Annotated in this window: 15 protein-coding genes; 8 read left to right on the forward strand and 7 right to left on the reverse strand. The window is 52.2% G+C overall.

Annotation, left to right across the window (positions count from 1 at the left end):
* Positions 1-66 precede the first annotated feature (66 nt).
* Positions 67-1269 (reverse strand): BaiN/RdsA family NAD(P)/FAD-dependent oxidoreductase, encoded by a 1203-nt coding sequence (locus HUZ68_RS21785; RefSeq protein WP_000439182.1) that lies wholly within the window; start codon positions 1267-1269, stop codon positions 67-69.
* A gap of 231 nt (positions 1270-1500) precedes the next feature.
* Here HUZ68_RS21785 and pitA point away from each other — a divergent pair, with 231 nt between their 5' ends.
* Positions 1501-3000, forward strand: a complete 1500-nt coding sequence (gene pitA / locus HUZ68_RS21790) for an inorganic phosphate transporter PitA (protein WP_000902780.1) — start codon at positions 1501-1503, stop codon at positions 2998-3000.
* Positions 3001-3070: 70 nt separating this feature from the next.
* Here the strand turns inward: pitA and uspB are convergent, their stop codons facing one another.
* Positions 3071-3406 carry a universal stress protein UspB gene (gene uspB / locus HUZ68_RS21795; protein ID WP_000626187.1) on the reverse strand — a complete coding sequence of 112 codons (336 nt, stop codon included), beginning with the start codon at positions 3404-3406 and terminating at the stop codon, positions 3071-3073.
* A 390-nt stretch (positions 3407-3796) separates the two neighbouring features.
* Here uspB and uspA point away from each other — a divergent pair, with 390 nt between their 5' ends.
* Complete coding sequence (gene uspA / locus HUZ68_RS21800) at positions 3797-4231, forward strand: universal stress protein UspA (protein WP_000323571.1); 435 nt, start codon at positions 3797-3799, stop codon at positions 4229-4231.
* A gap of 98 nt (positions 4232-4329) precedes the next feature.
* Here uspA and HUZ68_RS21805 read toward each other — a convergent pair whose 3' ends face one another.
* Positions 4330-4383: a hypothetical protein gene (locus HUZ68_RS21805; RefSeq protein ID WP_212591402.1), complete on the reverse strand. Its 54-nt coding sequence runs from the start codon at positions 4381-4383 to the stop codon at positions 4330-4332.
* A 165-nt stretch (positions 4384-4548) separates the two neighbouring features.
* On the opposite strand from HUZ68_RS21805, the gene dtpB reads away from it, so the two are divergent.
* Positions 4549-6018 (forward strand): dipeptide/tripeptide permease DtpB, encoded by a 1470-nt coding sequence (dtpB, locus tag HUZ68_RS21810; protein WP_001098647.1) that lies wholly within the window; start codon positions 4549-4551, stop codon positions 6016-6018.
* A gap of 48 nt (positions 6019-6066) precedes the next feature.
* Here the strand turns inward: dtpB and rsmJ are convergent, their stop codons facing one another.
* The gene (gene rsmJ, locus HUZ68_RS21815) at positions 6067-6819 is read right to left on the reverse strand and encodes a 16S rRNA (guanine(1516)-N(2))-methyltransferase RsmJ (protein WP_000686608.1); all 753 of its coding nucleotides are present in this window, start codon (positions 6817-6819) and stop codon (positions 6067-6069) included.
* A 7-nt stretch (positions 6820-6826) separates the two neighbouring features.
* Positions 6827-8869: an oligopeptidase A gene (gene prlC / locus HUZ68_RS21820; RefSeq protein WP_001295214.1), complete on the reverse strand. Its 2043-nt coding sequence runs from the start codon at positions 8867-8869 to the stop codon at positions 6827-6829.
* A 202-nt stretch (positions 8870-9071) separates the two neighbouring features.
* Between prlC and rlmJ the strand changes: the two genes are divergently transcribed.
* On the forward strand, positions 9072-9914 hold the full coding sequence (gene rlmJ, locus HUZ68_RS21825; RefSeq protein WP_000954225.1) for a 23S rRNA (adenine(2030)-N(6))-methyltransferase: 843 nt from the start codon (positions 9072-9074) through the stop codon (positions 9912-9914).
* 71 nt (positions 9915-9985) lie between these two features.
* A complete protein-coding gene (gene gorA, locus HUZ68_RS21830; RefSeq protein ID WP_000160808.1) occupies positions 9986-11338 on the forward strand; it encodes a glutathione-disulfide reductase in 1353 nt (450 codons plus the stop codon).
* A gap of 53 nt (positions 11339-11391) precedes the next feature.
* Here gorA and dinQ read toward each other — a convergent pair whose 3' ends face one another.
* Positions 11392-11475, reverse strand: a complete 84-nt coding sequence (gene dinQ, locus HUZ68_RS21835) for a damage-inducible type I toxin DinQ (RefSeq protein WP_001295215.1) — start codon at positions 11473-11475, stop codon at positions 11392-11394.
* A gap of 508 nt (positions 11476-11983) precedes the next feature.
* Here dinQ and arsR point away from each other — a divergent pair.
* The 3 genes from arsR to arsC are packed head-to-tail and all read left to right on the forward strand — an operon-like array spanning position 11984 to position 14118.
* Positions 11984-12337, forward strand: coding sequence for an As(III)-sensing metalloregulatory transcriptional repressor ArsR (gene arsR, locus HUZ68_RS21840; protein WP_000008957.1), 354 nt, complete (start codon positions 11984-11986; stop codon positions 12335-12337).
* 53 nt (positions 12338-12390) lie between these two features.
* Positions 12391-13680, forward strand: coding sequence for an arsenite/antimonite:H(+) antiporter ArsB (arsB, locus tag HUZ68_RS21845; RefSeq protein WP_001324556.1), 1290 nt, complete (start codon positions 12391-12393; stop codon positions 13678-13680).
* Positions 13681-13692: 12 nt separating this feature from the next.
* The gene (gene arsC / locus HUZ68_RS21850; RefSeq protein WP_000065769.1) at positions 13693-14118 is read left to right on the forward strand and encodes a glutaredoxin-dependent arsenate reductase; all 426 of its coding nucleotides are present in this window, start codon (positions 13693-13695) and stop codon (positions 14116-14118) included.
* 122 nt (positions 14119-14240) lie between these two features.
* On the opposite strand, the gene HUZ68_RS21855 is transcribed toward arsC, so the two are convergent.
* A complete protein-coding gene (locus HUZ68_RS21855) occupies positions 14241-14537 on the reverse strand; it encodes an ArsR/SmtB family transcription factor (RefSeq protein ID WP_001175589.1) in 297 nt (98 codons plus the stop codon).
* Positions 14538-14621: the final 84 nt, after the last annotated feature.

Here is a 14621-nt window from a genome sequence, read left to right on the forward strand (position 1 = left end):
AGTAAGTATACAACATTAGCGTCGTTTTTTGAGAATGGTTACAACTTTAGTGCTTTGTGTACAACTTTATTGTCCTCGGACAGCAATCAAATCCTGCGCACAAGCCCACGCACTCGACCACGCCCACTGGAAGTTATAGCCCCCCAGCCAGCCGGTAACGTCCATCACTTCGCCGATGAAGTACAGCCCAGGCACTTTGCGCGCTTCCATCGTCCGTGAAGAGAGTTCGTTGGTGTCCACGCCGCCGAGCGTCACTTCGGCAGTGCGATAGCCTTCAGTGCCGTTGGGTTGTACGCGCCAGTCGGTCAATGTGCTAATCAGTGCCTGTTGGTCACGCACGTTGAGCTGTTTTAGCGAAACATCCGGGATTTGCCCGAGTTGCTGTAAGCGTTCAACCAACCGCTTCGGTAGATGAACCGCCAGTGTGTTTTTCAGGCTCTGATTCGGATGTGCGTTACGCTGCTCATTCAGGAAGGTTTCGAGATCCACATCCGGTAGCAGATTGATACTGACAAATTCACCCGGTTGCCAGTAGCTGGAAATCTGCAACACCGCCGGTCCAGACAAGCCGCGATGGGTGAAGAGTAAGTTCTCACGGAAAACGATGCCGTTTTCAGCGGTAATCACGGAAGGCACCGCCACGCCCGCCAGCACCTGTAACTCTTCGAGCAACGGTTTATGCAGAGTGAATGGCACCAGACCCGCGCGGGTCGGCAGCACGTTGAGGCCAAATTGTTCGGCAATCTTATAACCAAACGGCGACGCGCCCAGCCCCGGCATTGACAGCCCACCGGTCGCGATGACCAGCTTTTCGCAACCGACAGTCATGCCGTTCAGTTCAAGCGTGAAGCCTGTTTCATCCTTCGCCACACTCAGCACTTCGCTACGCAATCTGAAGGTTACATTGCCCTTCTCGCACTCATCCACCAGCATGTCGACAATCTGCTGCGCGGAGTCATCGCAGAAGAGTTGTCCTAACGTTTTCTCGTGCCAGGCGATGCCGTGTTTATTGACCAGATCAATGAAATCCCACTGGGTAAAACGCGCGAGTGCAGACTTACAAAAATGCGGATTCTGGCTCAGATAAGCGCCTGGTTCGACATAAAGGTTGGTAAAGTTGCAGCGCCCACCGCCAGACATAAGGATTTTGCGCCCTGGTTTTTTACCATTATCGATCAGCAGAACCCGGCGTCCTGCCTGACCTGCCAGCGCAGAACAGAACATACCCGCCGCACCAGCGCCTATAATAATGGCATCAAACCTTTCCACGTTGCGCTCCTCTTAGAAAAAACGGGCGTGAATTGTAAAGATTCCTCAGTGGTCGCACCAGCATCAATATTACTAAAAGGAAGTATTTGCCTGAATTATATAAGATAATTATTTTTTGAGTGAAATCCATACAGGAGGCAAATCAAAAAAAGTCTATATTTCACTTTGCCCGCGCCGCGAAAGTCACTGATAATGCGCCGCGTTCATGTCCTCAAAATGGCGTAACGTCCTATGCTACATTTGTTTGCTGGCCTGGATTTGCATACCGGGCTGTTATTATTGCTTGCACTGGCTTTTGTGCTGTTCTACGAAGCCATCAATGGTTTCCATGACACAGCCAACGCCGTGGCAACCGTTATCTATACCCGCGCGATGCGTTCTCAGCTCGCCGTGGTTATGGCGGCGGTGTTCAACTTTTTGGGTGTTTTGCTGGGTGGTCTGAGTGTTGCCTATGCCATTGTGCATATGCTGCCGACGGATCTGCTGCTTAATATGGGATCGTCTCATGGCCTTGCCATGGTGTTCTCTATGTTGCTGGCGGCGATTATCTGGAACCTGGGTACCTGGTACTTTGGTTTACCTGCATCCAGCTCTCATACGCTGATTGGCGCGATCATCGGGATTGGTTTAACCAATGCGTTGATGACCGGGACGTCAGTGGTGGATGCACTCAATATCCCGAAAGTATTAAGTATTTTCGGTTCTCTGATCGTTTCCCCTATTGTCGGCCTGGTGTTTGCTGGCGGTCTGATTTTCTTGCTGCGTCGCTACTGGAGCGGCACCAAGAAACGCGCCCGTATCCACCTGACCCCAGCGGAGCGTGAAAAGAAAGACGGCAAGAAAAAGCCGCCGTTCTGGACGCGTATCGCGCTGATCCTTTCCGCTATCGGCGTGGCGTTTTCGCACGGCGCAAACGATGGTCAGAAAGGCATTGGTCTGGTTATGTTGGTATTGATTGGTGTCGCACCAGCAGGCTTCGTAGTGAACATGAATGCCACTGGCTACGAAATCACCCGTACCCGTGATGCCATCAACAACGTCGAAGCTTACTTTGAGCAGCATCCTGCGCTGCTGAAACAAGCTACCGGTGCTGATCAGTTAGTACCGGCTCCGGAAGCTGGCGCAACGCAACCTGCGGAGTTCCATTGCCATCCGTCGAATACCATTAACGCGCTCAACCGCCTGAAAGGCATGTTGACCACCGATGTGGAAAGCTACGACAAGCTGTCGCTTGATCAACGTAGCCAGATGCGTCGCATTATGCTGTGCGTTTCTGACACTATCGACAAAGTGGTGAAGATGCCTGGCGTGAGTGCTGACGATCAGCGCCTGTTGAAGAAACTGAAGTCCGACATGCTTAGCACCATCGAGTATGCACCGGTGTGGATCATCATGGCGGTCGCGCTGGCGTTAGGTATCGGTACGATGATTGGCTGGCGTCGTGTGGCAACGACTATCGGTGAGAAAATCGGTAAGAAAGGCATGACCTATGCTCAGGGGATGTCTGCCCAGATGACGGCGGCAGTGTCTATCGGCCTGGCGAGTTATACCGGGATGCCGGTTTCCACTACTCACGTACTCTCCTCTTCTGTCGCGGGGACGATGGTGGTAGATGGCGGCGGCTTACAGCGTAAAACCGTAACCAGTATTCTGATGGCCTGGGTGTTTACCCTTCCGGCTGCGGTACTGCTTTCCGGCGGGTTGTACTGGCTCTCCTTGCAGTTCCTGTAATCGTACGCACCAAAACGAGCGGGTCAGTTTACTGGCCCGCTTTTTTTATGCGTTATTATTGCTGAAGTGCTTAATGCCAAATCATCAAGGCAATCAGGCTGACCACCACCAGACCACACAATGCGCTGGTCAGAATAAACTGCCGACGCACCCGCTCACAGCGGCGAATAAACTCATCATCGTGATGATCGCGATAACGTTGGGCATAGATATACCAAACGAGACGCACCTGTTTGTTGGGTTGGCCATGTGAGGTAAAAAAGCCCCCTCCATCAACATATTGATAGAGCAATGGATCGCAGTTACGCAGTACCACTAACAACGCGCGTAGTGATGAGAAATAGCGCGCCATGTTAACAATGCAAACGACACATAAAGCCCAAAATAATGCGACGGTGCTTATCATACCTCCTCCCCGGCGACCTGCCCGCGGAGTTCCACCCCGGGGCTACCGCTCCCGATACGCTGCCAATCAGTTAACACCAGGTCCTGGAGAAACCGCTTTTGTGGTGACCAACATCCGAGCGGCTCTATAGATAGTGTAGGAGATCAGGTTGTTTTTTTTCCAGAAGGTTAACCACTATCAATATATTCATGTCGAAAATTTGTTTATCTAACGGGTAAGCAAGGCGGATTGACGGATCATCCGGGTCGCTATAAGGTAAGGATGGTCTTAACACTGAATCTTTACGGCTGGGTTAGCCCCGCGCACGTAGTTCGCAGGACGCGGGTGACGTAACGGCACAAGAAACGCTAGCTGGCCAGTCATCGACAACTTTATGGAAGGAGTAACACTATGGCTTATAAACACATTCTCATCGCAGTCGATCTCTCCCCGGAAAGCAAAGTTCTGGTAGAGAAAGCAGTCTCTATGGCTCGCCCCTACAATGCGAAAGTTTCTCTGATCCACGTAGATGTAAACTACTCTGACCTATACACCGGGCTTATTGATGTGAATCTGGGTGATATGCAGAAACGCATCTCTGAAGAGACACATCATGCGCTGACCGAGCTTTCCACTAATGCAGGCTACCCAATCACTGAAACCCTGAGCGGCAGCGGCGACCTGGGCCAGGTTCTGGTCGATGCAATCAAGAAATACGATATGGATCTGGTGGTTTGTGGTCACCACCAGGACTTCTGGAGCAAACTGATGTCTTCCGCACGTCAGCTGATCAACACCGTTCACGTTGATATGCTGATTGTTCCGCTGCGCGACGAAGAAGAATAATCATCCCTCCACGACGTGTTCCTGAACGCCCGCATATGCGGGCGTTTTGCTTTTTGGCGCGCCTTGTTACCTGATGCAGCGTAAACCCCTTATCTGGCCTACGATCTGCGTACGCAATCAAAATCTCCTGCCAATACAACATTTAACACCATCATATTTTCCATCATTAGTGTGATCAGCTGGTTATTTTCTGTTGTAATAGTGCATTAATCTATTCACCGCATCAATATTAAGAATCTCTGACAGATGTAAACTTTTTCGCGCGTTATCCCTTACGCGTTCATACTTTTCAGGATGGTATTGGAAGGTTAATAAATATGAATACAACAACACCCATGGGGATGCTGCAGCAACCTCGCCCATTTTTCATGATCTTTTTTGTCGAGTTATGGGAGCGATTCGGCTACTACGGCGTGCAGGGCGTACTGGCGGTTTTCTTCGTTAAACAGCTTGGATTCTCGCAAGAGCAGGCTTTTGTCACTTTTGGTGCTTTTGCTGCGCTGGTCTATGGCCTCATTTCCATTGGCGGCTATGTCGGCGACCACCTGCTGGGGACCAAACGCACCATTGTTCTCGGAGCACTTGTGCTGGCGATTGGCTACTTCATGACCGGCATGTCGCTACTTAAGCCTGACCTGATTTTCATCGCCCTGGGGACTATCGCTGTCGGTAACGGCCTGTTTAAAGCTAACCCAGCCAGCTTGCTTTCGAAGTGCTATCCGCCGAAAGATCCGCGGCTTGATGGCGCATTCACCCTGTTCTATATGTCGATCAATATCGGCTCGTTGATAGCGTTATCGCTGGCCCCTGTGATCGCTGATAGATTCGGTTATTCAGTCACCTACAACCTGTGCGGGGCGGGGTTAATTATCGCATTACTGGTTTACATCGCCTGTCGTGGAATGGTGAAAGACATTGGTTCTGAACCCGACTTCAAGCCGATGAGCTTCAGCAAACTGTTGTACGTATTACTTGGCAGCGTGGTGATGATCTTCGTATGTGCATGGCTGATGCACAACGTAGAAGTCGCCAATCTGGTGCTGATTGTTCTCTCCATCGTCGTCACCATCATCTTCTTTCGTCAGGCATTCAAGCTGGATAAAACCGGGCGCAATAAAATGTTTGTCGCCTTTGTCCTGATGCTCGAAGCGGTGGTGTTTTACATTCTCTACGCCCAGATGCCAACATCGCTGAACTTCTTTGCCATCAACAACGTGCATCATGAAATTCTCGGTTTTTCCATCAACCCGGTCAGCTTCCAGGCGCTTAACCCGTTCTGGGTGGTACTCGCCAGCCCAATACTGGCAGGCATTTACACGCATCTGGGTAACAAAGGCAAAGACCTCTCGATGCCGATGAAATTTACTCTCGGCATGTTTATGTGCTCTCTGGGCTTTTTGACGGCTGCAGCTGCGGGAATGTGGTTTGCGGATGCCCAGGGGCTGACATCGCCATGGTTTATCGTGCTGGTGTACTTATTCCAGAGCTTAGGTGAACTGTTTATTAGCGCCCTTGGCCTGGCGATGATTGCTGCCCTGGTGCCGCAGCATTTGATGGGCTTTATTCTCGGGATGTGGTTCCTGACGCAGGCTGCCGCGTTCTTGCTGGGCGGCTATGTGGCAACATTTACCGCGGTGCCGGACAACATTACCGATCCGCTTGAGACGTTGCCCGTCTATACCAACGTGTTTGGTAAGATTGGTCTGGTCACACTGGGCGTTGCAGTAGTGATGCTGTTGATGGTGCCGTGGCTGAAACGCATGATTGCGACGCCGGAAAGCCATTAATTATTCTTGCAGAAAGCAGGGTAGCGTTATCGCTACCCTGGTTTACTTTTACACTGGCGTACCTGCATAAATATCAAACCTATGCCCTTTAGTGACTACCGCGTTTGGCGTGGCGACATTCGCCAGCGGTGGCGCGTAGTCCGGGCGCTTTACCACCACGCGTTTGGTCGCCAGCAAGCGTGCAGGCTCCAGTAATCCATCGGCATCAAGATCCGGTCCCACCAGCGACTGAAAGACACGCATCTCTTTTTTCACTAGCGCGCTTTTCTGCTTATGCGGGAACATCGGGTCGAGATAAACCACCTGCGGGCGCGGGGTAATATCAGTCAGCGCCGTCAGGCTGGAGGCGTGAATTAACTGCAACCGCTCCTGCAACCAGCCGCCGATTTCCGCATCCGCATAACCACGCGCCAGGCCGTCGTCGAGCAATGCGGCAACGACTGGATTACGCTCCAGCATCCGCACGCGGCAGCCGACTGAAGCCAGCACAAAGGCATCGCGCCCCAGCCCTGCGGTGGCATCCACCACATCCGGCAAATAATCGCCTTTAATGCCCACCGCTTTCGCCACCGCCTCACCGCGACCACCGCCGAATTTGCGTCGGTGCGCCATCGCTCCGCCAACAAAATCAACAAAGATGCCGCCAAGTTTTGGCTCATCACGCTTGCGCAATTCCAGATGTTCCGGCGTTAACACCAGCGCCATCAGGTTGTCTTCATCGTGCTCCAGCCCCCAGCGGGCCGCCAGAACAGATAAGGCGCCGTCTCCGGCGCCTGTTTCATCAATTAAGCAGATTTTCACTGAATGATCAGCCCTTAATGCCGTAATGCTCCAGCATCGCATCCAGCTGCGGTTCACGACCACGGAAGCGTTTGAACAGATCCATCGGCTCTTCTGAACCGCCACGGCTCAGAATGTTGTCGAGGAACGACTGCCCGGTTTCACGGTTGAAAATGCCCTCTTCCTCAAAGCGCGAGAAAGCATCTGCCGCCAGTACGTCAGCCCACAGGTAGCTGTAGTAACCTGCCGCATAACCACCGGCGAAAATATGGCTGAAAGCGTGCGGGAAACGGCCCCAGGACGGAGATGGCACCACGGCAACCAGTTTCTTGATTTCTGCCAGAGTTTCGAGGATTTTTGCCCCCTGATCCGGGCGGAACTCGGCATGAAGGCGGAAATCAAACAGGCCGAACTCCAGCTGACGCAGAATAAACAGCGCCGCCTGGTAGTTCTTCGCCGCCAGCATTTTATCCAGCAACTCTTTCGGCAGCGGTTCGCCGGTTTCATAGTGACCGGAGATAAACGCCAGCGCCTCCGGCTCCCAGCACCAGTTTTCCATAAACTGACTCGGCAGTTCGACCGCATCCCACGGCACACCGCTGATACCGGAAACACCAGCGGTTTCGATGCGGGTCAGCATATGGTGCAGGCCGTGACCGAACTCGTGGAACAGGGTGATCACTTCGTCGTGAGTGAACAGCGCCGGTTTACCATTTACCGGGCGGTTGAAGTTACAAGTCAAATACGCGACCGGTTTTTGCAGCGAACCATCAGCTTTACGCATCTGGCCTACGCAGTCATCCATCCACGCCCCGCCGCGCTTGTTTTCACGGGCATACAGATCGAGGTAGAAGCTGCCGCGCAGTTCGTTATTTTCGTCATACAGTTCGAAGAAACGTACATCCGGATGCCAGACATCAACATCTTTACGCTCTTTAGCGGTGATGCCGTAAATACGTTTCACCACTTCAAACAGGCCGTTAACCGCTTTGTTTTCTGGGAAGTACGGACGCAGCTGCTCGTCGCTGATGCTGTAGAGGTGCTGTTTTTGTTTTTCGCTGTAGTACGCGATATCCCACGGCTGCAACTCATCGACGCCAAATTCGGCTTTGGCAAAGGCGCGCAGTTGTGCCAGCTCTTTTTCGCCTTGCGGACGCGCGCGTTTTGCCAGATCGGTTAAGAAATCCAGCACCTGCTGCGGGTTTTCTGCCATTTTAGTGGCAAGGGATTTAAAGGCGTAGTTTTCAAAGCCCAGCAGTTGCGCCAGTTCGTGACGCAGAGCGAGGATCTCTTCCATCACCTTGCTGTTATCCCATTTACCGGCGTTCGGGCCTTGATCGGAGGCGCGGGTGCTGTAAGCGCGATACATCTCTTCACGCAAGGCCTGGTTGTCGCAGTAGGTCATTACCGGCAGGTAGCTTGGGATATCCAGCGTCAGCAGGTAGCCTTCCAGCTCTTTCGCTTCGGCCTGGGCTTTTGCCGCAGCCAGCGCGCTTTCAGGCATCCCCGCCAGCTCCGCTTCGTCGGTAACGAGTTTGGTCCAGCCCATCGTCGCATCGAGGACGTTGTTGCTGTACTGGTTGCCCAGCTCGGAAAGACGAGTGGCAATCTCACCGTAGCGTTGTTGTTTCTCTATTGGCAGACCGATGCCAGAGAGTTCGAAGTCGCGCAGTGCGTTATCAACCGCTTTTTTCTGAGCCGTGTTCAGCGTGGCGTAATGATCGCCATCGCGCAGGTCGCGATACGCTTTATACAGCCCTTCATGTTGCCCTACCCAGGTGCTGTATTCCGACAGCAGCGGCAGGGTTTGTTCGTACGCTTCACGCAGTTCCGGGCTATTTTTCACCGAGTTCAGGTGGCTGACCGGGGAGAAGATACGCCCCAGCACATCGTCCACTTCCGCCAACGGCTGGCAGAGATTTTCCCAGGTGTACGGTGCTCCTTGCGCTACTACGCGCTCCACATTTTCGCGGCAGTCGTTCAGCGCCTTAGTCACGGCTGGAACGACATGTTCCGGGAGAATTTTAGAAAACGGAGGCAATTCAAAGGGAGTCAGTAACGGATTCGTCATTCGCGCAGTCCTGGTTAAAGAGGTTAAGGAAGCGCTCAACAGGCGCTTTACATAATGTGTGTAGCATGGGGTTAAGTGTAGTGAATTTCAATGAGAAACGTTACGCTTTCGCGGCGGCGGCCTCTTTTCGGTATACTGTCCTGATACGCTTTTGTGCGCCCCGAATACGGGCCGATTTTTACTTACCGGAACACCTTTACCCATGCTCAGTTATCGCCACAGCTTTCACGCTGGCAACCACGCCGACGTCCTTAAACATACCGTTCAGAGCCTGATCATCGAGTCGCTGAAAGAGAAAGATAAACCGTTTCTCTATCTCGACACCCACGCAGGGGCCGGGCGTTATCAGTTAGGCAGCGAACATGCCGAGCGTACCGGCGAATATCTCGAAGGCATCGCCCGTATCTGGCAGCAGGACGATTTGCCCGCAGAACTGGAGGCGTACATCAATGTGGTAAAACACTTCAACCGTAGCGGTCAGTTGCGTTACTACCCCGGTTCGCCATTGATTGCTCGCCAGCTACTGCGCGAACAAGACAGCCTGCAACTGACCGAACTGCACCCGAGCGATTACCCGTTGCTGCGTTCTGAATTTCAGAAAGACAGCCGTGCGCGCGTCGAAAAAGCCGATGGTTTCCAGCAGCTTAAGGCCAAACTGCCGCCGGTTTCCCGCCGTGGTTTAATCCTTATCGACCCGCCGTATGAAATGAAAACCGACTATCAGGCGGTGGTCAGCGGGATAGCAGAAGGTTACAAACGTTTCGCCACTGGTACTTACGCACTGTGGTATCCGGTGGTGCTGCGTCAGCAAATTAAGCGCATGATCCACGATCTGGAAGCGACCGGTATTCGCAAAATTCTGCAAATTGAACTGGCGGTACTGCCAGACAGCGATCGCCGTGGCATGACCGCTTCCGGCATGATTGTGATTAACCCGCCGTGGAAACTGGAACAGCAGATGAATAACGTGCTGCCGTGGCTGCACAGCAAACTGGTTCCGGCAGGCACCGGGCACGCCACCGTAAGCTGGATCGTGCCGGAGTAATTGCAGCCATTGCTGGCACCTATTACGTCTCGCGCTACAATCGCGGTAATCAACGATAAGGACACTTTGTCATGACTAAACACTATGATTACATCGCCATCGGCGGCGGCAGCGGCGGTATCGCCTCCATCAACCGCGCGGCTATGTACGGCCAGAAATGTGCGCTGATTGAAGCCAAAGAGCTGGGCGGCACCTGCGTAAATGTTGGCTGTGTGCCGAAAAAAGTGATGTGGCACGCGGCGCAAATCCGTGAAGCGATCCATATGTACGGCCCGGATTATGGTTTTGATACCACTATCAATAAATTCAACTGGGAAACGTTGATCGCCAGCCGTACCGCCTATATCGACCGTATTCATACTTCCTATGAAAACGTGCTCGGTAAAAATAACGTTGATGTAATCAAAGGCTTTGCCCGCTTCGTTGATGCCAAAACGCTGGAGGTAAACGGCGAAACCATCACGGCCGATCATATTCTGATCGCCACAGGCGGTCGTCCGAGCCACCCGGATATTCCGGGCGTGGAATACGGTATTGATTCTGATGGCTTCTTCGCCCTTCCTGCTTTGCCAGAGCGCGTGGCGGTTGTTGGCGCGGGTTACATCGCCGTTGAGCTGGCGGGCGTGATTAACGGCCTCGGCGCGAAAACGCATCTGTTTGTGCGTAAACATGCGCCGCTGCGCAGCTTCGACCCGATGATTTCCGAAACGCTGGTCGAAGTGATGAACGCCGAAGGCCCGCAGCTGCACACCAACGCCATCCCGAAAGCGGTAGTGAAAAATGCCGATGGTAGCCTGACGCTGGAGCTGGAAGATGGTCGCAGTGAAACGGTGGATTGCCTGATTTGGGCGATTGGTCGCGAGCCTGCCAATGACAACATCAACCTGGAAGCCGCTGGCGTTAAAACTAACGAAAAAGGCTATATCGTCGTCGATAAATATCAAAACACCAATATTGAAGGTATTTACGCGGTGGGCGATAACACGGGTGCAGTGGAGCTGACACCGGTGGCAGTTGCAGCGGGTCGCCGTCTCTCTGAACGCCTGTTTAATAACAAGCCGGATGAGCATCTGGATTACAGCAACATTCCGACCGTGGTCTTCAGCCATCCGCCGATTGGTACTGTTGGTTTAACGGAACCGCAGGCGCGCGAGCAGTATGGCGACGATCAGGTGAAAGTGTATAAATCCTCTTTCACCGCGATGTATACCGCCGTCACCACTCACCGCCAGCCGTGCCGCATGAAGCTGGTGTGCGTTGGATCGGAAGAGAAGATTGTCGGTATTCACGGCATTGGCTTTGGTATGGACGAAATGTTGCAGGGCTTCGCGGTGGCGCTGAAGATGGGTGCAACCAAAAAAGACTTCGACAATACCGTCGCCATTCACCCAACGGCGGCAGAAGAGTTCGTGACAATGCGTTAAATGTTAAAGGGCTAAGAGTAGTGTGCTCTTAGCCCTTAATTACGTTTCCGCTATCAGTTCAGAAGCTGAAGCAGAAAGCGGATCAGTTCCAGCAGCGCAATTAACGCCCCAAGAACGATGATTGCTTTATCAATCACCCGTTTTCTCCATGCGATGGAGTGAGAATGCATCCGCTTACTCATCCACTGCCTGTCACGGCGCATGCCCTATTGTTAGATAATGGCATTCTCACTCCGGCCAGAGCATCAGTTAACGGCACCACCCGTACTTCTGACCAGGACTTTGAAAGCGTTTATGCGCATTACCAGAGTGAAAATGCCTCAGAGCTAACTGGATAATCATACAGTACATTCAGGTTATAAAACCAGCATGTCCTTGCAATAGTTTCAGTATGGTATTAGCATTGATGCGTTAGATAATGGCATTCTCACTCCAGCCAGTGCCACCAACTCAGGGCTGGAAAGTAAAAAACCGACGCAAAGTCGGTTTTTTTACGTCCTGATTCAGACCTCCTTTCAAATGAATAGCCAACTCAAAATTCACACCTATTACCTTCCTCTGCACTTACACATTCGTTAAGTCATATATGTTTTTGACTTATCCGCTTCGAAGAGAGACACTACCTGCAACAATCAGGAGCGCAATATGTCATTTCTGTTACCCATCCAATTGTTCAAAATTCTTGCTGATGAAACCCGTCTGGGCATCGTTTTACTGCTCAGCGAACTGGGAGAGTTATGCGTCTGCGATCTCTGCACTGCTCTCGACCAGTCGCAGCCCAAGATCTCCCGCCACCTGGCATTGCTGCGTGAAAGCGGGCTATTGCTGGACCGCAAGCAAGGTAAGTGGGTTCATTACCGCTTATCACCGCATATTCCAGCATGGGCGGCGAAAATTATTGATGAGGCCTGGCGATGTGAACAGGAAAAGGTTCAGGCGATTGTCCGCAACCTGGCTCGACAAAACTGTTCCGGGGACAGTAAGAACATTTGCAGTTAAAAATTTAGCTAAACACATATGAATTTTCAGATGTGTTTTATCCGGGAGGCATTATGTTACTGGCAGGCGCTATCTTTGTCCTGACCATCGTATTGGTTATCTGGCAGCCGAAAGGTTTAGGCATCGGCTGGAGTGCAACGCTCGGCGCAGTACTGGCGTTAGTTACGGGCGTGGTCCATCCGGGTGATATTCCGGTGGTGTGGAATATCGTCTGGAACGCGACGGCTGCGTTTATCGCCGTCATTATCATCAGCCTGCTGCTAGATGAGTCCGGCTTTTTTGAATGGGCGGCGCTGCACGTCTCACGCTGGGGTAATGGTCGTGGTCGCTTGCTGTTTACCTGGATTGTCCTGCTCGGTGCTGCCGTTGCCGCCCTGTTTGCCAATGATGGCGCGGCGCTTATTTTGACACCGATTGTCATCGCCATGCTGCTGGCTTTAGGGTTCAGTAAAGGCACTACGCTGGCGTTCGTGATGGCGGCCGGATTCATTGCCGATACCGCCAGCCTGCCGCTTATTGTCTCCAACCTGGTGAATATCGTTTCCGCTGATTTCTTTGGCCTCGGCTTTCGCGAATACGCCTCGGTGATGGTGCCGGTGGATATCGCCGCGATTGTTGCCACGCTGGTGATGTTACATCTCTATTTTCGCAAAGATATTCCGCAGAACTACGATATGGCGCTGCTGAAATCTCCCGCAGAAGCGATCAAAGATCCTGCTACGTTCAAAACTGGCTGGGTTGTTTTACTGCTTCTGCTGGTGGGATTTTTCGTCCTGGAACCGCTCGGCATTCCGGTGAGCGCCATTGCAGCTGTGGGCGCGCTGATATTATTTGTCGTCGCTAAACGCGGTCATGCGATTAATACGGGTAAAGTCCTGCGCGGTGCCCCCTGGCAGATTGTCATCTTCTCGCTCGGCATGTATCTGGTGGTTTATGGCCTGCGCAATGCCGGATTAACGGAATATCTTTCTGGCGTACTCAACGTGCTGGCGGATAACGGCCTGTGGGCCGCGACGCTCGGCACCGGATTCCTCACCGCCTTCCTCTCTTCTATTATGAACAATATGCCGACGGTACTGGTTGGCGCGTTGTCCATTGATGGCAGCACGGCATCTGGCGTTATCAAAGAAGCGATGGTTTATGCCAATGTGATTGGCTGCGATTTGGGACCGAAAATTACCCCAATTGGTAGCCTGGCTACGCTGCTCTGGCTGCACGTACTTTCGCAGAAGAATATGACTATCAGCTGGGGATATTACTTCCGTACAGGGATTATCATGACCCTGCCTGTGCTGTTTGTGACACTCGTCGCGCTGGCGCTTCGTCTCTCTTTCACTTTGTAATGAGATACTGATATGAGCAACATTACCATTTATCACAACCCGGCCTGCGGCACATCGCGTAATACGCTGGAGATGATCCGCAACAGCGGTACAGAACCGACCATTATCCATTATCTGGAAACACCACCAACGCGCGATGAACTGGTAAAACTCATTGCCGATATGGGGATTTCCGTACGCGCGCTGTTGCGTAAAAACGTCGAGCCGTATGAGGAACTGGGCCTTGCAGAAGATAAATTTACTGACGATCGGTTAATCGACTTTATGCTTCAGCACCCGATTCTGATTAATCGCCCGATTGTGGTGACGCCGCTGGGAACTCGCCTGTGCCGCCCTTCAGAAGTGGTGCTGGAAATTCTGCCAGATGCGCAAAAAGGCGCATTCTCCAAGGAAGATGGCGAGAAAGTGGTTGATGAAGCGGGTAAGCGGTTGAAATAAAGCGGCGATATCCACTGCCCATAGTTGGTAAAGTGCGCTTTGTTTATGTCGGATGCGACGCTAACGCGTCTTATCCGACCTACAAAACCGTGCATGGCATGAAATCTGTAGCGCGTAGCGCATCAGGCAATTTTGCTATTTACGCAGCACTCCTCGCGTAAGAATTCAATTATCGCTTCCAGCATTGCGTATTGCGAAACACACATCAGCGTCCGACTCTCACGGTTTTGTTTAACCAGCCCTACCGATACCAGTGCTGAAATATGGTGACTGAGTGTAGAGCCGGGTATCCCAAGCTGCTTTTGCAACTCACCGACCGGCAAACCTTGCTCCCCCGCTTTGACCAGGTGTTTGAATATGAACAAACGGGTCGGGTGACCTAGCTCTTTCAGCGCTTTAGCAACTTCTTCCAACTGCATATGACACCCCCTTTGTCTGGTTGATATTTCGATAATACCAGAAATATCTTGATCTGAATTTCATTTCGATTATTCTGGAAATAT

Origin of the sequence: Shigella dysenteriae (assembly GCF_022354085.1) — a bacterium.
GTDB lineage: Bacteria > Pseudomonadota > Gammaproteobacteria > Enterobacterales > Enterobacteriaceae > Escherichia > Escherichia coli.